Origin of the sequence: Methylocaldum marinum (assembly GCF_003584645.1) — a bacterium.
Lineage (GTDB): Bacteria > Pseudomonadota > Gammaproteobacteria > Methylococcales > Methylococcaceae > Methylocaldum > Methylocaldum marinum.
Window position 1 is genome coordinate 2,390,656 of the sequence record NZ_AP017928.1, and the last position, 18,469, is coordinate 2,409,124.

The following is an 18,469-nucleotide window of genomic DNA, read 5'->3' on the forward strand; positions in this document are numbered from 1 at the left end:
TCACCTTCGATTACATTTTTTCCGTCTCCCATTGCGTTGAACGCGGAAATTAGAAAAAAAACTTGTGACGAGACCAAGGAACTATCCGACATCAATCCACATCGATGCCTTTGATTACTGTGCGATGGCTGCTCGCTTGATAGATTTCCTTGAGACTTTTCCGAGTATAGTGTCAATCACTTCAGATTACCTCGACGCACTTGTGCAACCATGAACACTGAACACGTTCCCGGTATACAACCCGCGGTGCTCCGCTGGGCCCGGCAGAGTATCGGCTTATCGGTATCCGACGTTGCTGCCAAGCTCAAACGTCCAGTAGAAGAAATCGTGGCATGGGAATCCGGCGATCGCGCTCCCACTTATGCCCAACTCGAGAAGTTGGCATACATGGTGTGCAAGAGACCCTTGGCTGTGTTTTTTTTGCCTTCTCCGCCCGACGAAATTCCTCCTGAGCGGGAATTCAGAACCCTACCGGATGCAGACCTTACCGCGTTGACCGTTGATACTCACATTCAAATCCGGAAAGCACATGCGTATCAACTAGCGTTACAAGAATTATTTGATGGACGCAACCCGAGCGAGCGTTGTATCTGGAAGCAGTTGAGTCTGTCGCGCGAAGTACCCATTTCTCTACAGGCAAAAGCTATTAGAGAATACCTTGGTATATCTTTAGAAACCCAATGTGCATGGAAAGATGATGACGTTGCATTGAAGCACTGGAGGGCGGCTATCGAGAATGTTGGGATATTTATTTTTAAAGCGCCTTTCAAACAAAAGGAGATCTCTGGATTTTGCTTGTTAGATAAGGACTTCCCGATTATTTATATCAATAACAGCACCACTAAGACGAGGCAAATATTCAGCCTTTTCCATGAACTAGCCCACCTGCTTTTTGCGGTGAATGGTCTGAGTAAACTAGATAAGAGCTATATTAACTATCTGCCGAAAGATGAAAAGCAAATTGAACAACACTGCAATGCAATCGCAGCGGAGGTCTTGATCCCTTCGTCGGATTTTAAACAGAAGACCCGATTACTGCCGACCAATATTGAACAGGTAAATGAAGGCCAGTTTTCTGAGCTCGCCAATCGTTACGGCGTTAGTCGCGAAGCCATCTTACGCCGTTTTCTGGATCAAGGCAGGGTAAGCCAAGAGTTCTATGAGCAGCAGGCAAAGCGTTGGGCAAATCAGCAAAAATCCGGGAGTGGAGGGGACTGGTACGCCTCGCAAAAGGCGTATCTGAGTGACCGTTTTGCTAAAGAGGTTATAAGCCGCCACTACCGGAACCAACTCAGCATCGAGCAAGCGGCGGACTTGTTGGGAATTAGCCCAAAGAATTTTCCAGGGCTTGAACAGCGGATTCTGCAAGGGTCCGCCGTATGATCTATGTTTTCGATACCAGCTCACTTAGCGAGTTTAAACATTTCTATCCAGGCATTTTCAAATCTATCCGGATAGGTTTGGATGATTTAGTTGAACGGCAAAAACTCGTATCCACACGCGAAGTCTGGAATGAACTGCAGCGTGGCAATCCTAATCAGCAGGTTAATGAATGGCTGAAAGTACGGAAGGAAATTTTCACCACACCTAGTCTTGCTGAACTACAATTCGTGTCGGAGATTTTCAAGATCCCCCACTTTCAGGGACTCATTGGCCAAAAACAGCGGTTGAAAGGCGATCCAGTTGCTGATCCATTCGTGATTGCCTGCGCCAAAATAAGAGGAGGCACCGTTGTAACGGAAGAGCAATTAAAACCCAATGCCGCCAAAATTCCCAACGTCTGCCAGCACTTCGATGTCCCTTGCATCGATCTTGAAACATTCATGCATCAACAGGAATGGCGTTTTTGAGAGCAGACGCATAGATTAGATCTCACCGGCCTCAACACTCATACCGGTTCTGGAAATACACTGCAGCAAAGACTTAGGGAACCCTAATGGATCAGCACGACATTTTTGGACACTTGCCGGCAGGGTCTTTGGCAACTTCCAAGGGTTGGAACTTGATACGACTTCGTGATGCTCACATTGATTAATCCCCGTCCGGCACGCCTGGATTCGGCGGCACGCAGGCTAGGGTACAGTGGCGTCACACGTCAGTTGGCAGGCTGCCGAATTCGGTGGCAAATCCTGTTCTTATCAGCTTATCCCGAATGGTCGGATTGCCGAATCGGCAGCACCTTAGGGATTGAACACCACCTGTACGTTGATTTGGTTGCGCCGGTTCCGGTCCATAACAAGGCATTGATGAAACGTAACGAAGCCACCATTGGAATTCAACGACAACCTGCACGCTAACCGAACTTCATGACCGAAGCTCTCGATCCCCGTTTCATTCACCTGCGCGTTCACACTGAATATTCCCTGGTCGACGGCCTGGTGGACGTAAAGGCGCTGGTCAAGCGCACTGCCGCGATGGGCATGCCGGCCGTGGCGGTGACCGACCAGTCCAATCTGTTCGCCCTGGTCAAGTTCTACAAATCGGCCTTGGCCGAGGGCGTGAAGCCCATCGCCGGAGCGGACGTCCTGCTGTATAACGAAGCGGACCCGGCTTCTCCGCACGGAATGACGCTGTTCGTACAAAATACCGGCGGATACCGCACCCTGACCGAGCTGATATCGCGGAGCTATCGGGAAAATCAACACCAGGGCGTGCCCTTGCTGATGCCGGAATGGCTGGAAGAAAAGAACGAGGGACTCCTGGCGCTATCGGGCGGACGTCGGGGCGACATCGGCCAGGCCTTGCTGATGGGCAACGGCGGCGAGGCGAAACGCCTGCTCGAGCATTGGCTCAGGGTTTTCGACCAGAGGTTTTACCTGGAACTGCAGCGCACCGGCCGGCCGAGCGAAGAAGAATACATAGAAGGCGCGGTAAACCTCGCGATCGAATTCGATGCGCCGGTGGTCGCCACCAACGACGTGCGCTTTATCAGCCCTTCCGAGTTCGAGGCTCACGAAGCCAGGGTCTGCATTCACCAAGGCCGGGTCCTGGACGACCCTCGCCGTCCCCGTGATTACACCGAGCAGCAATATCTCCGCAGCCCAGAGGAAATGGCGCAGTTGTTCGCCGATCTCCCCGAAGCCCTGGAAAACACGGTCGAGATCGCCAAGCGCTGCAATATCGAACTGACCCTGGGCAAGAACTTTCTGCCCAAGTTCCCGGTGCCCGAGGGCATGAGCACGGCGGAATATTTTGCCGAAGAATCGCGCAAAGGCCTGAAGGAACGTTTGGCCCTGCGCCCGCCGACCGGAAAAGGAACACTGGAAGAACGGCACAAGCGATACGAGGAAAGGCTGGAGCTGGAAATTTCGGTGATCAACCAGATGGATTTCCCCGGCTATTTCCTGATCGTGGCGGACTTCATCCAGTGGGCCAAGAAAAACGGCATTCCGGTGGGACCGGGACGCGGCTCCGGCGCGGGCTCGCTGGTGGCCTACGCACTCAAGATCACCGATCTCGACCCCATCGAATTCGAACTGCTATTCGAGCGTTTCCTGAACCCCGAGCGCGTATCCATGCCCGACTTCGACGTCGATTTCTGCATGGAGCGACGCGACGAGGTCATCGATTACGTGGCCCGTACATACGGGCGAGACCGAGTATCCCAGATCATCACCTACGGCAGCATGGCGGCCAAGGCAGTGGTGCGCGACGTGGGGCGGGTTCTGGGGCATTCCTACGGTTTCGTGGACAAGATCGCCAAGCTGATTCCGTTCGAGCTGGGTATTACCCTGGAAAAGGCTCTCACCGACAGCGAAGACCTCAGAAAACTCTACGAAAGCGACGAGGAAGTCCGAACGCTGATCGACCTCGCCAAGTCGCTGGAAGGCATTACCCGCAATGCCGGCAAGCACGCCGGCGGCGTCGTCATCGCGCCGTCCCAGCTGATCGATTTTTCCCCGCTGTACTGCGAACCGGGCGGCGAGAATCTGGTGACCCAGTTCGACAAGGACGACGTGGAAGCGGTGGGCCTGGTCAAGTTCGACTTTCTGGGACTGAGAACCCTCACCATCATCGACTGGGCGCTGGACACCATCAACAGGCAGCGGGCCGAAAAAGGCGAACCGCCGGTCGATATCGCCCGGATCCCCCTGGACGATCCCGCCGCCTACAAGCTGCTGAAGAACTGCCAGACCACCGCCGTCTTCCAGCTCGAATCGCGCGGCATGAAGGACCTGATCCGGCGCCTGCAGCCGGACTGCTTCGAGGACATCATCGCCCTGGTGGCGCTGTTCCGTCCGGGGCCGCTGCAATCGGGCATGGTCGACGACTACATCAACGTCAAGCACGGCCGCACCAAGGCTGAATTTCCGCATCCCGTCCTCGAACCTATCCTCAAGCCCACCAATGGCGTCATCGTCTATCAGGAACAGGTGATGCAAATCGCCCGGGACATGGCCGGTTACACCCTGGGCGGCGCCGACCTCCTGCGCCGCGCCATGGGCAAGAAGAAGCCCGAGGAAATGGCCAAGCAGCGGGAAATCTTCGTCTCCGGTTCGATCACGCTGGGCGTCGACGAAAACATCGCCGGCTACATCTTCGACCTCATGGAGAAGTTCGCCGGCTACGGCTTCAACAAGTCGCACTCCGCGGCTTACGCGCTGGTGTCCTACCAGACCGCCTGGCTCAAGGCGCATTTTCCGGCCGCTTTCATGGCGGCGGTACTGTCCTCGGACATGGATAATACCGACAAGGTCGTGGTCCTGATCGAAGAATGCCGGGAAATGAAACTGGCGGTGCAGCCACCCGATATCAACCGCTCGGAGTACCGCTTCGCGGTGCTCAACGACCGTACCATCCTATATGGTCTTGGCGCGATCAAAGGGGTTGGCGAAACGGCGATCCGGGATATTCTCGAGGAGCGCAAACGCGGCGGCGCGTTCGAGGATTTGTACGACTTCTGCCGCCGGGTCGACCTGCGCAAGGTGAACCGCCGGGTGATCGAAGCCCTGGTCCGTTCCGGCACCCTGGATTCCATCGATCCGAATCGCGCGCGCCACATGGCGGAACTGTCGGATGCGATCAAAGCCGCCGAACAGCACGGCGCCATGGCCGCGACCGGACAGGACGATTTGTTCGGGCTCGGAGGTCCGGCGGCGGAAGAAGATGCGCCGCGGGCGGTTGCGGTCGTGGAACCGTGGCCGGAAGACGAACGGCTGGCCTACGAAAAGGTGACATTGGGCCTGTACCTCACGGGCCATCCGATCGGCCCGTACGAATCCGAAATCCAGCACTTCATCACCGGCCGCCTCGGGAAGCTGTCGCTCGATAACGAGCGCGGACCGGCCGGACCCGGCCGGCGCGAAATGCGGGCGGTGGTCGCGGGGTTGGTGGTGGAACTCCGTGCCCGGCAGAACAAGAACGGCAAGCGCATGGCCTTCGCCACCCTGGACGACCGGACCGGACGGCTGGAAGTCGCCGTATTTTCGGAAGTTCTGGAGAAGTACCGGGAACATTTAGTGAAGGACACGCTGCTCGTGGTCGAGGGCAACCTGAGTTTCGACGACTACGCCGGCCAGCTCCGTCTCACGGCGGAAAACCTGTACACCATGGCAGAGGCTCGGGCGCACTTTGCCAAACATCTTTTCATTCAATGGCCCTCGCCCGAGGCGAATACCGTCCCATCGGAAGGCCACTGGGTCAGCGAACTCGTAGATCTGCTCGCGCCATTTCGGGGGGGGAGCTGTCCGATTTATATCGAGTACCGGGGAAAAGCCGCGCAAACGACGATTCAGCTAGGGGAAGCATGGCGCGTACATCCAGGCGACGAACTGCTCGCGCGTCTGCAAAAACGTGTCGGAACGGATAAAGTGAAGCTGCATTACCAATGAAAAAAAGCATCTTGCTCGGATTATTGTTGCTCGCGGCGACAGACGCGAGCGCTCAGGATCTTCTGCAAACACTCGAACTCGCGCTGCAACACGATCCCAGGCTGCGCCAGGCGGAAGCCACCCGCAACGCCACCCTGGAGGCCAGGCCGCAAAGCGTTGCCAGACTCTTGCCGAGTCTGTCGCTCACCGGAGAACTCAACCGCAATTCGGTGCTGTCGAAGTTCGAGGAGTCCGTGCTGGCCTTTATCGCCGGCGGCAGGAATATCGGCTTCTGGGATAGTTCGGCCAGCATCAATCTGACTCAGCCGATTTATCATCATGACTACTGGGTACAGCTCAGCCAGGCGGACAACCAAATCGCCGAAGCCGAAGCCAATTATGCGGCGGAACAACAAGATCTGATGCTGCGCGCCTCGCGGGCTTATTTCGAAGTCCTGTTCGCCCGGGACAGCCGGGACTTCGCCCTCGCCGAACAACGCGCCATCGAGCGCCAGCTCGAACAGGCCAAAGCGCGATTCGAAGTGGGCCTCATTGCCATCACCGATGTGCACGAGGCTCAAGCCGGCTACGATCAAGCCCGGGCCAATCTCATCCAGGCCGAAAACCAGGTGGACAATGCGCGGGAAGCGCTACAGGAAATCATCGGCGAATACGACGTCGACCTGGCCGCGCTCATCGAAGAGATTCCGTTGAAAGGTCCGGAGCCCGAAAACATCGAGAACTGGAGCGACCTGGCCCAACAAAGCAACCTTAACATCGTCGCGGCCGAAAACCGCAGCCAGGTGGCGAAAAAAGACATCGATCTACAGTTTGCCGGCCATCTTCCGACACTGGATCTGGTCGGCTCGGCCGGGTTTACCGATACCAACCGGACGCGGGGTATTCCCACCGAATACCAGGTTATCGGAATGCGGGTCAATGTGCCCATGTTCGCGGGCGGCGGCGTCAACTCCCGGGTTCGCCAGGCCCGCTACCAATACGAAGCCGCCCAGGAAAACCTGGACGGCGTCCGGCGCTCCGTCAAACGCCAGGTCAAGGACGCTTACCGGGGCATTCTGTCCGCCATCAGTCAGGTGCAAGCCCTGGAAGCGGCCGTAGTCTCGGCACAGAGCGCGGTGGAAGCGAGCGAAGCCGGTCTGGAAGTCGGCACCCGAACCATGGTCGACGTCCTCACCGAGCAGCGCAATCTGTTCCGGACCAAGCGCGATTACGCAAGGGCGCGATACGATTACATCATCAACAGCCTGTCCCTGAAACAGGCTGCCGGTACCTTGAACCCGGCCGATCTGGCGATCGTGAATCAGTGGCTGAGGCCTAATTCCAAAGCCGATACGGCACTGCCTTACGAGCCCGGAGCCTGACAACGTCAAATCGACCCTTTCTGCGCCACCGGCCACGGAACCAATCGCATGCCGGCGGGTTCGAAACAGTAACCGCCGGTTCGCCCGCGGTTCCTTTGGGAGGATGATATGAATAAGAATGATCAAAGGCCCTTGTTCGATTCCCTGGGCAAGAAGATTCAGGAATTCTGGAAAAAGCTGGCGGACAATTTGCGAAACGCCGGCCTCGGCGAAGGGCCGAGGCGCGACACCGAAGTAAATCCGCGTGCGGGCGATGAGGCCGGCGACCAGGATATGCGGCGGCGGCGCGTCAATCTCTGGCTTTACCTCCTTCTGATCGTAGTCACCGTGTATTTCTGGCAGGGTTATCAGGAAGTCCGCCAGGACGAAATTCCCTACAGCGAATTTCTAAAATACGTGCAGGAACAGCAGGTCGAAGACGTCGTGGTCACGGATCAGGTGATCACCGGATATCTCAAGCCCGCTGCCGCCGGCGAAGAACGGCGCCATTTCATAACCGTGCCCTTGTGGAATCAGGATTTGGCGGAGACCCTGGAACAAAAAGGCGTCGAATACACCGTCCGCTATACCGACAACTGGCTGAGCAATTTCATTTTCAATTGGCTGCTGCCCATCGGCATCTTGTTCGCCCTGTGGACCTGGATGGCGCGCCGCATGACCGGCGGACGCGGACTATTGAGCTTCGGCCGCAGCCGGGTCCGCATTCATGCCGAGTCGGCGGTCAAGGTCAGCTTTCAGGATGTGGCCGGCGCCGAGGAAGCCAAGCAGGAACTCAAGGAAACCATCGAATTCTTGCGCAATCCGGCCCGTATCCAGAGGCTGGGCGGGCGCATGCCGAAAGGCGTATTGCTGGTCGGCGCGCCCGGCACCGGCAAGACCCTGCTGGCCCGCGCGGTGGCCGGCGAGGCCGGCGTACCGTTCTTCAACATCAGCGGTTCCGAGTTCATCGAGATGTTCGTCGGGGTGGGTGCGGCACGGGTGCGAGACCTGTTCGAACAGGCCCGGCAAAAGGCTCCCTGCATGATTTTCATCGACGAGCTCGACGCCATAGGGCGGGCTCGCGGCGGCCCCGTGGTCATGGGCGGCCATGACGAACGCGAGCAGACCTTGAACCAGCTGCTCACCGAAATGGACGGCTTCGATCCCTCGATCGGGGTGGTGGTCATGGCCGCCACCAACCGTCCGGAAATTTTGGACCGAGCCTTGCTGCGCGCGGGACGCTTCGACCGCCAGATCGTGGTCGACAAGCCGGGACTGGACGACCGGGTGGCCATACTCCAGCTCCATACCCGAAACATTAAACTCGGCGCGGACGTGAATCTCCGCGTCGTGGCCCAGCGCACGCCCGGACTGGTGGGCGCGGACCTCGCCAATATTTGCAACGAGGCGGCCATCATCGCCGTTCGCGAAAATCAGGAAGCGGTCGGCATGAATCACTTCGAGGCAGCCATAGACCGAATCATCGCGGGCCCCGAGAAAAAAAGCCGCACCCTCAACGAGCAGGAGAAGCGCCGGGTGGCCTATCACGAATCCGGCCATGCCCTGGTAGCCGAAATCGTTCCGACCGGCGAGCCCGTACATAAGGTTTCCATCATTCCCCGCGGAGCGGCCGCCCTCGGTTTTACCCTGCAGTTGCCGATCGAGGAAAAATTCCTGTCGACGGAGGACGAGCTACGCGATCAGATCGCCATCCTGCTCGGCGGACGCAGTGCCGAAGAGCTGGTATTCGGCAATATTTCCAGCGGCACCCACAACGACCTGGAAAAGGCCAGCGAAATTGCGAGGGTCATGGTTTGCCAACTCGGCATGAGCAAGAAGCTCGGACCTCTCACGTACGGCAAGAGACAGCAACTCGCCTATCTCAATATCGAAGGGACCGAAGAGCGCAATTTCAGCGAAGAAACCGCGCGGCTGATCGACTCGGAAGTCAGGGAACTGGTCGAGGAAGGGCAGCGCCGGGCGCGGGAAATACTGACGGAGCGACGCGCGACCCTGGACGAAATCGCGCGGATATTGCAGGAACGGGAGGTCGTTAGCGGCGAGGAGATCAAAGAGGTGATCCACAGGATGGAGCCGCGACCGGCTTGATGCGTTTTGTGACGCTTTAGAAAGCCATCCCTTGACAACATCAGTCGGGCCTTTCCCGGTTAAGCCTCGGCTGAAACTTTCTTGTGCCTCGGATAATCCTGGGTATTTTCGGCAGTGCCATACGCCTTATTCCAAATTGCTTTCGATATGGCATCAATTTTTCGTAGGGTGGGTTAGGCGCACATCAGCACTGAGCGACCGCCGGTCACTGTGCTTCGCGTGCGCCGTAACCCACCGAGCGACTTCTGTCCTGAGCCCGGTCGAAGGGCCTGTCCTGAGCTCCGTCGAAGGGCTAACCCACCCTCGATGGGTTTCGCTTCGCTCTACCCATCGATGAATGTTCACTCGAATGCCGAATGGAATTACGGCGAAACCAAAAGAGGTTAAAATCCGACCGCCAGGGAGGCCTATCCGGAGGCGATACACGCAAAGGAACTGGACAGTACCGAGCCTCCATTTCCCCCTAGGATCAACGGCTTCAAAGGAGGAACCATGAATATCCACTTACCCTCCAAGGTCTTAGCTTTTCGAATGTTGGCCGCCTTGTGCGGATTCTTGCTGGCCTTCGCCGCAACGCAAACCGTTCGGGCTGACGCTGTGGACGAAGAAATCAAGCGCCTGGTTACACGGTTCCACGAAGCTTCCTCGACCGGCGATATCGAGTTCATGAAATTCATCACGTCGCGCGCACCGGATGCCTTGGCCATCGGCAGCGATAGCCCGGAGATCTTCGTCGGATACGACGCGATCGTGAACTGGTGGCAGGGCATTTTCGACGGTCTGGCGTCGATTGGCTACGAGAATGGCGGATTGCCGGTGGTATCACCGGTCAATCTGCAGGTCGGACACAGGGGTCCGGTGGCCTGGGCCGCGGAACAGGCGGTTTGGCGCTTTGCCAACGGGGACGTACCGTTTCGGCTGACCTTGGTATTCAAGAGAGAACAGGGACACTGGAGAATCGTTCAACAGCATTTCTCCATCGGCGTCCCGAATTCCCAGTTGCCGATTTGATCGGCTATGACGGCAAAAAAAAGCGGGCTGCGTAGCCCGCTTTTTTTACTATTCGCGAGCCTCGTTCAGAAATCGCTGTTCAGGATCTCCATCGCCCGCCGGCAAATCTCTCTGCCGTAATCCGTCCACAGCCCTTGTCCCCAATACCGGTAGCAACTGGTTTGCGCCGTCATCAAATGAAACAGCGCGTTCCGAAAGCGCGGATCGTCGGTAGGCACGCCTTTTTTGAGGACCTTTTCGTAAAACAGTGCACTGACTTCTTCCATGGGCCCCAGCACGTTTTCGTAGCCTTTCACCCAGGAGATATCGCTGGTCCAACTTCCGCCATCCATGTGGAAACGGTGGTCTTCCTTCTTGATGTCCTCGATGACTTTTTCCAACTTTTCCGCACCGTCACCGGGATTGAAACGGTCCCAGATCATTTTCTGAAACAAGGGCTGTACCACTGCGAAGTCGCTTTCTCCTATCCCCATGTCGGCCAGGAATTCCAAATATTCGGTCACATTCATAAGCGGCGTTTCCGAGCCGCTGGCCTCGCGGACCACCTCCAGAAACTTTGGCGGAAATTCGTTCATCATCACGCCGCCGTTCTCGCCGTCGGCAATCTGGGTAACCAGCGGCGGCACCGATTTCCCGGCCAGATCCCAGCGGGACAAGCTTCTCGCCTCGTAATAGGGCTGCATCTGCGCCACCAGCTTGGTATCGCTGCCCTGGGTCTTGATAATCGCGATGATGCTGACGCTTTCGCCCTCGGAATTGGTACAGACCAGCCGATGCGGCAAATGCTTGTGTTCCGGTCCCCAGCCGTTTTCGGGACGCTCGACGGTATGCTCCTGTACCAGGACCCAGGTATAGCCGCAATCGCGAAGCGTCTTCACGAACTCGTAGGCGACATCAGGATGATTCGGAAGCGCCATTTCCGAGGGCGAAAAGCCGCGAATCCGCTCCAGGGCTTCGGTGCCGAATATGGCGGCGAAATGATGTTGCCAGGCTTTGACGTGCAGGCGGTAATCCTGGGCCGGGGTCGACGGCGCTACGGCATGGCCCCAGGGTGCGCCCAGCCACTCGACGGCACGGCGGTAATCCGGATTCGAGGTGATGGCCTTGAGATTGTCGAATACATCGTGCAGCCCCATCTCGCGCAGACCGTGGAATAAGGTTCCCGAGTATTCCAGCATAACCCTGGGTTCCTTGCCCTCGTGTATGAGCTGCGGCAGGAATTCGCCCATGCGCTTGTAGCACCAATGGAAAACCGGCGCGTTATGGTTATCGCCGATGTCCTGGTTTTCCATCATGTGTTTGAGGTTGCTGATGATTTTGGCGTTAGCCAAGTCGCCGCCGCCGGCCGGGATCAATGGCTGATGCATGTGCAGCGCGATAGCGGCGGCGCTTTTGATCCGGCCGAAATCGATCCGGCTGGCAGGCTTGAAGACCGTGCCCGGCCGATTTTGGATGACCTGTTCGATCAATGCTTCCGATCCGCAGATGTTGGGAAGACCGTCGATGATCTCAGAGAGTGTTTCCATAGATGACGCTCCGGTACACTGAAGAAAACTGTTCGGCTTCATAGCGCTTTGGCTCGGGCCAGTTTACACCAATCGAATTTCCGGGACCCCGGACGCCGCATGCGTTTTTGCCTTTTCGAGGAAACAACTTGTGTTCGAAAACCCGCCTCTGTAACCCGGTTTTGGCCATCTCGATTTGGGCGTGTCCGGCAAGCGCCGAGACGGCGGCAATGGATATGCATCGAGAGCGGCAAATCGCCGAAGCCATAGAGCCGCATACAACCTCGGACGACACGATCCGGCTGGAAGCGTCCGGCGTCGAATTCCGGGGACAATACCGGGACACGGTATCGAAAGACTTACGCGGCGGCATCATTCTGCTGCACGGAAGGCATTCGAACCAGGACGCGGCCGAGCTTGTTCGTCCTCTCCGACGGGGCTTGCCGATACTCGAGATACTCAGCAGCCGCCTGTCGGCCCCGGCTGACGACGCGTCACGCAAGCGGGCCGCCCTGAAGAACAATCCTTTCTAATGGATACCGGTTCAAATGCCGCAAAGCGGCCCGAACCCGGGAGGGCAAGCGGCGCACACCGAAAATAGAGGCACCGCGCGCCAAACGAAACCAACGTGCTTACTTCGGCGTCCCCAACTCCATGATGATGAGCTCGGCCTCCCCTTGCCCGACATTTTCCGCCGTCATCCATTGCCCCGTTTCCCAGAACACTTCGCCGGGCCCGTATTCGCGCACCTGACCGCCTTCCTCGATTTTTACCTTGCCCTTCACGACGTATCGAGGCCCCGGTCCTTCGTGCGTATGCAAGGGTGTCTTGTAACCCTCCGGAAAAATGACCCGAACAACCCGCGAATTCACCTTATTGACGGGCAACTCGACGGATTTTTCCAGAAGCACCTGGCGGGGCGGCATTTTCGGCTCATCGGCCTGAATCGCTCCGGCCCAGGCGACGGACAAAACGGCGACTGCGAGGAAGACAGAATTCGGTCTCATATTGTTTTTCCTTTGTTCTTGTACGAGTTAAACGTTCAACCCAGATAAAGCCGGTTTCCGCGCTCGACCGGCCGGCCGGCCTCGGCGAAAAGCCCCAAAGTGTCGGCGGTCCACCTCATTCAACTTAAGACATCTCCCGCGGAACTAAAAGACGCGGACTATCCGGGATTTCCTCCACTTCGGGAACGCGTGCCCGCCGCTGCAGCCACATCACTCCGAACAAATCGACGATGCCTACCCAGAGCCGGTGCCAGGTCCCGTATTTGGACACCCCGCGCACTCTGGGCCGGTGATCGACCTCCACCGACGAGACTTTTCCGCCGGCCCGTTGCACGAGCGCGGGCAGGAAGCGGTGCATGTGGTCGAAATACGGCAGAACAAGAAACAGGTCCCGCGAGAAAACCTTGAGCCCGCATCCCGTATCCGGCGTGTTATCCCCGAGCAACGAACTGCGCACGGCATTGGCCACTTTGGAGGAAAACCGCCGCCAGCCGCTATCCTGCCGGCGCTTGCGGAATCCCGCCACCATGCTCCTCATATCTCCCTGATCCAGCTCTTTCAAGGCCGCGATCAGCTTGGGAATATCGGCCGGATTGTTCTGCCCGTCGCCATCCAGGGTCGCGATGATTCGCCCCCGGGCGGCTCTAACGCCGGTCACCAGGGCCGTACTCTGGCCGCAGCAGTGCCGATGGCGCAGCACGCGGAGCCTCGGGTAGCATTCGCGCAGGGCATCGAGGCGGGCCAGTGTACCGTCGGTGCTGCCGTCATCCACGAAAATCATTTCGTAATCTCCCCCATCGATCAGGGCTCGGTCGATTTCGCCGATCAGCGGTTCGACGTTGTCTTCCTCATTGTGAACCGGCACAACGACGCTAAGTTCCATAAAACTTCTCGAACGGTGGACTGGGATTACGGACGGACGTACCTGACTCCGGGGCCGCCTTGACACCTTGCGATCTCACCCATGGCGAACACGGTTTCCCCGGCGGCGGACAGCAGAGCACGGGCTTTTCCTTCGTCCTCCGGCGCAACGCAGATGATCATGCCGATTCCGCAATTGAAGGTACGCAGCATTTCACTGTCCTCGACGCCACCTTTGGCCTGCAGCCAGCGGAACACGGCCGGCCGCGGCCAGGCGGTCGGATCGATGACCGCTTCCGAGTCTTCCGGCAGAACCCGCGGCAGGTTTTCCGTGATTCCACCGCCGGTGATGTGAGCCAGGGCATGAACCCTGATTTGACGCATGAGTTCCAACAAGGGCTTTACGTAGATTCGGGTCGGCTCGAGCAGCCATTCGGCGAGGGGCTTGCCCTCCAGCGGTTCATCCAGGCCGCGGCCTTCGCGCTCCACGATCTTGCGTATCAGGGAATAGCCGTTCGAATGCGGGCCGGAAGACGCCAGGCCGAGCAATTTGTCGCCCGGACGAACCCGGCTTCCGTCAAGAATCTCGTCCTTTTCCACGATGCCCACGCAAAAGCCGGCCAAATCGTAATCGCCGGCGCCGTACATCCCCGGCATCTCCGCCGTTTCGCCGCCGACCAGGGCACACCCGGCCAGTTCGCAGCCTTTGCCTATGCCCTCGATCACCGCGGTGGCGACATCCACCTCCAGTTTTCCGGTGGCAAAATAATCCAGAAAAAACAAAGGTTCCGCTCCCTGAACGACGATATCGTTGACGCACATCGCGACCAGGTCGATGCCGACGCCTGCGTGGCGGCCCGTGTCGATGGCCACTCTCAGTTTCGTGCCGACTCCATCGGTGCCGGCAACCAAAATCGGCTGCTTATAGCGGCCTGCCGGAAGTTCGAACAGCGACCCGAAGCCGCCGAGTCCGGCCAGCACGCCGGGAATGCGGGTTTTTGCGGCAACCGGTTTAATCCGCTCTACCAGCGCATTGCCGGCCTCGATATCGACACCGGCGCTTTTATAATCGAGGGATGTGGGGTTGGAATCGGTCAAACTGGATCTCCGGAGTATCGATTCGGAAATAAGAACTCTAATGTACCGAAAACCGGTACCGCACGGCCGAAATCGGATCCGGCCTAACGGACATTGCGTGTTTTAGCTCTATCTAAAGGAGTGTGTTATTGTACAACGCTCTTCGCCAACCTGCGGGAGGAACTTCGTGCGCCGCGTCGCCCTTTTCAGTTTGTGGCTCCTAACGGTTTGCCCGAACCTTATGGCTGCCGAATTCAAAGGATTGTATCGAACGGATGTCGCCGTACAGAGCAAGGATGAATCGACCCGCAACGAAGATATCCGTAGAGCTCTGGAGCAGGTCCTCAAACGCCTGGTCAGATCCGATGCCATGCAGTCCAAGGCAGTCGGCGCCATGCTGGAAAAGCCCGAACAGTTCGTACTGCAATACGAATACATAAGCAAACCCTCTGCCGACACACCGCTCGATTACTTACGGGTGGATTTCGATTCGCCCCGCCTTAACGATGCCCTGCGCAAGTCGAACATCAGTCCCTGGGGCGAACAGCGCCCGGAAGTGCTGGTTTGGCTCTCGATCGAGGAAAATTCGGAAAAATCGATTTTCGCGGCCGATCAGATGCCGGAGATGGACCGTACGCTACGCGCCGCGGCCGGGGAAAACGGACTGCCCGTAACCGCTCCCTTGTGGGATTTAACCGACCAACAAAACTTGAACTTCGAAGATTTCGAAACCGGAAACGGAGAACGCATCCGCCAAGCCTCCGCCCGCTACGAATCCGACGCGGTTCTTGCCGGTCGCCTGTCGCATGAGCCCGACGGAACATGGGATGCGGTTTGGCGGCTTTATCTTCAGAATATCGAGGAAACCTGGCAGGGAAACTCTCCGGATGCCCCCGCCGCGATCCGGTCGGGCATTGCGGGAGTCTATTCCCGCTTGGCCGAACGGTTCATTCCGCGCACGACCCGGGAAACAATCCTGGAATTGAAAGTCTTCGGACTGTCTTCCCTGGGCGCGATCGACCGGGCGGCAAGCAATCTGAGCGGCTTGTCCCAAGTCCGGAAATTGGAAATGCTGGGGGTAGACGCAGATTATGCCTTGTTTAAGCTATACGTACGCGGCGACCGAGCGTCATTGGAGGAAACTCTCGCTTTAGGGCGCGTTCTAAGACCCGTCGCTAACGAGGACCGGCAGTTTTCCGGGTTAACCTACCAGTTGGCCGAATGAAAGCACGTCACATCCCCAACATCATTTCGTTTTGCCGAATCCTGCTGGTCTATCCGGTCATCACCTCGATGCTGGAAAAACGCTTCGACTGGGCGCTGAGTCTGTTCGTGATCGCCGGTGTGTCGGATGCCATTGACGGTTTCCTGGCCAAACATTTCCAATGGCAATCCCGCCTCGGCTCTTACATCGACCCCCTGGCCGATAAGCTGCTCTTGGTTTCGTCCTATATCGCACTCAGCTTCATGGGACTGATCCCGTTCTGGCTGATGGCTACCGTAGTCTTGCGCGACCTGGTGATATTCACCGGTGCAATCCTGTACTACTTTCTGCTGCGGCCTTTCGACGGACAACCGCTTCTCATCAGCAAAGTGAACACCTTGCTTCAGCTTTTTCTGGTGTTCATCGTACTCCTGCACCATGGCTTCGTACCCCTGCCCGCCGGTATCATTACCGGCGTCACCGCGGCGGTGTTCGTGACGACCATGCTCAGCGGCGCGATGTACATCTATGTCTGGGGAAGCAGTTATTACCGCGAGACGAGATATCTGGGGACGCGCAAATGATTAGCGGACCCGGTTCGACTTTTCGGTCCACTGGATTGCCCCTAATTCCGGCATTTTTGTTGCTCCTTCATCCTCTTCCCGGCATTGCTCAAGGAACCTTCGGGACATCCGCAGTAACCCAGGGCGAAACGCTTTTTATCGAACCGACCAGCCCTCGCGCCAATGAAGATGTTCTGATCCATTTCCCGCAGCGGGGTTGCAAGCCCGGACGCGTCGATGCACGGATGAAAGGGAAAGAAATCGTGATCGTCGTGAATCACTACGGAAAGTGCTTTTATAGCTTTCACCCGCACGGATATTCATTTCCCGGCGGCGAGCTCTACCAAAGCTATCGGATTGGTCGATTACCTGTCGGAAATTATCACATTCGGCTGTATTATCAGGACTTGTCCGAAAGTTCTCGTAGCCGCAGTTTCAGTATCACCGAATCCTTTTCGGTAATGCCGGCTCGTTAGACACCCGCCCCGCCGGTCCGAAGCCCAGCCGATAAGAGTTTTATGCCTAGTTTGTTCAAAATATCCGCCATGAACGATACGGTCTCTTCTGCCTTCAATTCTCAAAATACATTCCCTTCAAACTCGACCGATTCCGCGATTTCCAGGCGGTTCCGCCGCATTGGTCTGATTACGATCGCTGCCGTTTATTTCCTGATTCTGGTCGGCGGCATCGTCAGAGCGTCAGGCGCAGGCATGGGCTGCCCCGACTGGCCCACCTGCTTCGGCCGCTGGATCCCGCCCACCGATGAATCCCAGCTTCCGCCGAATTACCATGAGATTTACGCCGAGCGCGGTTACGCGGACACCGCGTTCAATCCGCTCAAGACCTGGACCGAGTATGTCAACCGGCTGATCGGCGTGAGCATCGGAGTGCTGATTCTGCTAACCCTGGTCTATTCGATCCCGTATCTGAAACGAGACCGGACGGTCTTCTTCCTGGCCTTATCGGTATTTTTGCTGGTCGGGTTCCAGGGCTGGCTGGGCTCGGCGGTTGTCGCCAGCAACTTGCGCCCTGTCATGATTACCGCCCACATGGTCATGGCTTTCGTGATCGTCTGTCTCCTGATTTACGCGATCGCGAGATCACAGCAGGACATCTTGAGGAAACTCAAGACCGGAACCTTATCGCCGAGGTTCAAAACCGTGCTCGCAGTAGCCATGGGAATGACACTGCTGCAAATCACCATGGGGACCCAGATTCGGGAATCGGTGGACGTGATTGCCACGATCTTCGACCAAGCCGAGCGCCACCTTTGGCGGGAAAAGTTTCCGATCATTTTTTATATCCACCGGTCATTTTCCTCGGTCATACTCTTTACCAACTTGTGGCTCGTGTGGAACCTGATACGACGTCTCAAGCGCGGACACCTGCTGCGAAACTTCGGCATTGCCCTGGGCGCTCTGGTCATTGCCGCCATCGGCACCGGCGTAACGCTGGATCGTCTCGGATTTCCCGCATTTGTACAGCCCATCCACCTGGTCCTGGCCAATCTGATCTTCGGAACCCAGTTTTTCCTGTTTATCGCATTGCGGTATTCGAAAGGTCCGAGAGTCAGGGAAAGACTGGGCATCGATGAGCCGGTAAGCGGAATCGGAGCTTCGTGAAAACCCTGTCAAGACGCGCTTTGGGCGGGAACGCACCGTGATGGGCTGGGTGGCGGGATCGAGGCCTTCGAGCTTGGCGGTGCCGAGCTGGGTTTGGATGGCGGCTGCGTAGTTGCCGGCACGCTCGGAGCCGGCGAACAGCCCGTTCTTTTCCCCAGGGCGATGGGCGGATGGCGTTGTTGTCCGGGGGCAGGTTGCCGGTTTGGGCGTAGCGGATCAGGGCCGGCCGGCGCTTGAGGGTGTCGTCGACAGCCTTGGCAGAGGCACCGCCGGTGGCGGTTTGGGCGCGGGTCTGGATCAAGCCGTGCTACCGAACGATAGCGGACTTCCGCCAGCGCA

The 18,469-nt window shown here is 57.6% G+C and carries 16 protein-coding genes and 1 pseudogene; 12 read left to right on the forward strand and 5 right to left on the reverse strand.

Annotated elements, in window-relative coordinates; genetic code table 11:
- The first annotated feature begins 210 nt into the window (after window positions 1–210).
- From sS8_RS10360 to sS8_RS10385, 7 genes are all read left to right on the forward strand, one after another.
- Window positions 211–1,383, forward strand: a complete 1,173-nt coding sequence (locus tag sS8_RS10360; protein WP_119629583.1) for an XRE family transcriptional regulator — start codon at window positions 211–213, stop codon at window positions 1,381–1,383.
- Window positions 1,380–1,850 carry a PIN domain-containing protein gene (locus sS8_RS10365; protein ID WP_119629584.1) on the forward strand — a complete coding sequence of 157 codons (471 nt, stop codon included), beginning with the start codon at window positions 1,380–1,382 and terminating at the stop codon, window positions 1,848–1,850. Before sS8_RS10360 ends, sS8_RS10365 begins: the two co-directional genes overlap by 4 nt.
- Window positions 1,851–2,018: 168 nt before the next feature.
- Window positions 2,019–2,297, forward strand: a complete 279-nt coding sequence (locus sS8_RS27635) for a hypothetical protein (protein WP_145986486.1) — start codon at window positions 2,019–2,021, stop codon at window positions 2,295–2,297.
- Between the two features lie 9 nt (window positions 2,298–2,306).
- Complete coding sequence (gene dnaE, locus sS8_RS10370; RefSeq protein WP_119629585.1) at window positions 2,307–5,831, forward strand: DNA polymerase III subunit alpha; 3,525 nt, start codon at window positions 2,307–2,309, stop codon at window positions 5,829–5,831.
- Window positions 5,828–7,192: a TolC family outer membrane protein gene (locus tag sS8_RS10375; protein WP_119629586.1), complete on the forward strand. Its 1,365-nt coding sequence runs from the start codon at window positions 5,828–5,830 to the stop codon at window positions 7,190–7,192. The genes dnaE and sS8_RS10375 overlap by 4 nt, the downstream gene beginning before the upstream one ends.
- Window positions 7,193–7,300: 108 nt before the next feature.
- Window positions 7,301–9,280: an ATP-dependent zinc metalloprotease FtsH gene (ftsH, locus tag sS8_RS10380; protein ID WP_179952408.1), complete on the forward strand. Its 1,980-nt coding sequence runs from the start codon at window positions 7,301–7,303 to the stop codon at window positions 9,278–9,280.
- A gap of 492 nt (window positions 9,281–9,772) precedes the next feature.
- The gene (locus sS8_RS10385) at window positions 9,773–10,291 is read left to right on the forward strand and encodes a nuclear transport factor 2 family protein (RefSeq protein ID WP_119629587.1); all 519 of its coding nucleotides are present in this window, start codon (window positions 9,773–9,775) and stop codon (window positions 10,289–10,291) included.
- Window positions 10,292–10,356: 65 nt separating this feature from the next.
- On the opposite strand, the gene sS8_RS10390 is transcribed toward sS8_RS10385, so the two are convergent.
- Window positions 10,357–11,817: a glycosyl hydrolase family 57 gene (locus tag sS8_RS10390; RefSeq protein ID WP_119629588.1), complete on the reverse strand. Its 1,461-nt coding sequence runs from the start codon at window positions 11,815–11,817 to the stop codon at window positions 10,357–10,359.
- A gap of 209 nt (window positions 11,818–12,026) precedes the next feature.
- Here sS8_RS10390 and sS8_RS10395 point away from each other — a divergent pair, with 209 nt between their 5' ends.
- Entirely contained in the window at window positions 12,027–12,329 is a 303-nt protein-coding gene (locus tag sS8_RS10395; protein WP_119629589.1) for a DUF3530 family protein, read from the forward strand.
- Between the two features lie 99 nt (window positions 12,330–12,428).
- Here sS8_RS10395 and sS8_RS10400 read toward each other — a convergent pair whose 3' ends face one another.
- From sS8_RS10400 to purM, 3 genes are all read right to left on the reverse strand, one after another.
- Entirely contained in the window at window positions 12,429–12,803 is a 375-nt protein-coding gene (locus sS8_RS10400; RefSeq protein ID WP_119629590.1) for a cupin domain-containing protein, read from the reverse strand.
- 124 nt (window positions 12,804–12,927) lie between these two features.
- Window positions 12,928–13,686, reverse strand: coding sequence for a glycosyltransferase family 2 protein (locus tag sS8_RS10405; RefSeq protein WP_119629591.1), 759 nt, complete (start codon window positions 13,684–13,686; stop codon window positions 12,928–12,930).
- Window positions 13,687–13,712: 26 nt separating this feature from the next.
- Window positions 13,713–14,762, reverse strand: coding sequence for a phosphoribosylformylglycinamidine cyclo-ligase (purM, locus tag sS8_RS10410; protein ID WP_119629592.1), 1,050 nt, complete (start codon window positions 14,760–14,762; stop codon window positions 13,713–13,715).
- Window positions 14,763–14,982: 220 nt separating this feature from the next.
- On the opposite strand from purM, the gene sS8_RS10415 reads away from it, so the two are divergent.
- From sS8_RS10415 to sS8_RS10430, 4 genes are all read left to right on the forward strand, one after another.
- Window positions 14,983–15,966, forward strand: coding sequence for a DUF2066 domain-containing protein (locus sS8_RS10415; RefSeq protein WP_119629593.1), 984 nt, complete (start codon window positions 14,983–14,985; stop codon window positions 15,964–15,966).
- Complete coding sequence (locus tag sS8_RS10420) at window positions 15,963–16,529, forward strand: CDP-alcohol phosphatidyltransferase family protein (RefSeq protein WP_119629594.1); 567 nt, start codon at window positions 15,963–15,965, stop codon at window positions 16,527–16,529. The genes sS8_RS10415 and sS8_RS10420 overlap by 4 nt, the downstream gene beginning before the upstream one ends.
- Entirely contained in the window at window positions 16,526–16,984 is a 459-nt protein-coding gene (locus tag sS8_RS10425) for a hypothetical protein (RefSeq protein WP_145986487.1), read from the forward strand. The genes sS8_RS10420 and sS8_RS10425 overlap by 4 nt, the downstream gene beginning before the upstream one ends.
- 69 nt (window positions 16,985–17,053) lie before the next feature.
- Entirely contained in the window at window positions 17,054–18,130 is a 1,077-nt protein-coding gene (locus tag sS8_RS10430) for a COX15/CtaA family protein (protein ID WP_119629596.1), read from the forward strand.
- A 51-nt stretch (window positions 18,131–18,181) separates the two neighbouring features.
- Here the strand turns inward: sS8_RS10430 and sS8_RS29115 are convergent.
- A pseudogene (locus sS8_RS29115) lies at window positions 18,182–18,431 on the reverse strand (IS66 family transposase); the annotation flags it as partial.
- Window positions 18,432–18,469 lie beyond the last annotated feature (38 nt).

Bases quoted from the DNA above. Each gene is read 5' to 3' on its own strand.
- sS8_RS10420 (WP_119629594.1), top strand. From the start codon at position 15,963: ATGAAAGCACGTCACATCCCCAACATCATTTCGTTTTGCCGAATCCTG.
- sS8_RS10395 (WP_119629589.1), top strand. From the start codon at position 12,027: ATGGATATGCATCGAGAGCGGCAAATCGCCGAAGCCATAGAGCCGCAT.
- sS8_RS10375 (WP_119629586.1), top strand. From the start codon at position 5,828: ATGAAAAAAAGCATCTTGCTCGGATTATTGTTGCTCGCGGCGACAGAC.
- sS8_RS10390 (WP_119629588.1), bottom strand. From the start codon at position 11,817: ATGGAAACACTCTCTGAGATCATCGACGGTCTTCCCAACATCTGCGGA.
- sS8_RS10425 (WP_145986487.1), top strand. From the start codon at position 16,526: ATGATTAGCGGACCCGGTTCGACTTTTCGGTCCACTGGATTGCCCCTA.
- sS8_RS10365 (WP_119629584.1), top strand. From the start codon at position 1,380: ATGATCTATGTTTTCGATACCAGCTCACTTAGCGAGTTTAAACATTTC.
- sS8_RS10360 (WP_119629583.1), top strand. From the start codon at position 211: ATGAACACTGAACACGTTCCCGGTATACAACCCGCGGTGCTCCGCTGG.
- sS8_RS10385 (WP_119629587.1), top strand. From the start codon at position 9,773: ATGAATATCCACTTACCCTCCAAGGTCTTAGCTTTTCGAATGTTGGCC.
- sS8_RS27635 (WP_145986486.1), top strand. From the start codon at position 2,019: ATGCTCACATTGATTAATCCCCGTCCGGCACGCCTGGATTCGGCGGCA.
- sS8_RS10405 (WP_119629591.1), bottom strand. From the start codon at position 13,686: ATGGAACTTAGCGTCGTTGTGCCGGTTCACAATGAGGAAGACAACGTC.
- dnaE (WP_119629585.1), top strand. From the start codon at position 2,307: ATGACCGAAGCTCTCGATCCCCGTTTCATTCACCTGCGCGTTCACACT.
- ftsH (WP_179952408.1), top strand. From the start codon at position 7,301: ATGAATAAGAATGATCAAAGGCCCTTGTTCGATTCCCTGGGCAAGAAG.
- sS8_RS10415 (WP_119629593.1), top strand. From the start codon at position 14,983: ATGGCTGCCGAATTCAAAGGATTGTATCGAACGGATGTCGCCGTACAG.
- sS8_RS10400 (WP_119629590.1), bottom strand. From the start codon at position 12,803: ATGAGACCGAATTCTGTCTTCCTCGCAGTCGCCGTTTTGTCCGTCGCC.
- sS8_RS10430 (WP_119629596.1), top strand. From the start codon at position 17,054: ATGAACGATACGGTCTCTTCTGCCTTCAATTCTCAAAATACATTCCCT.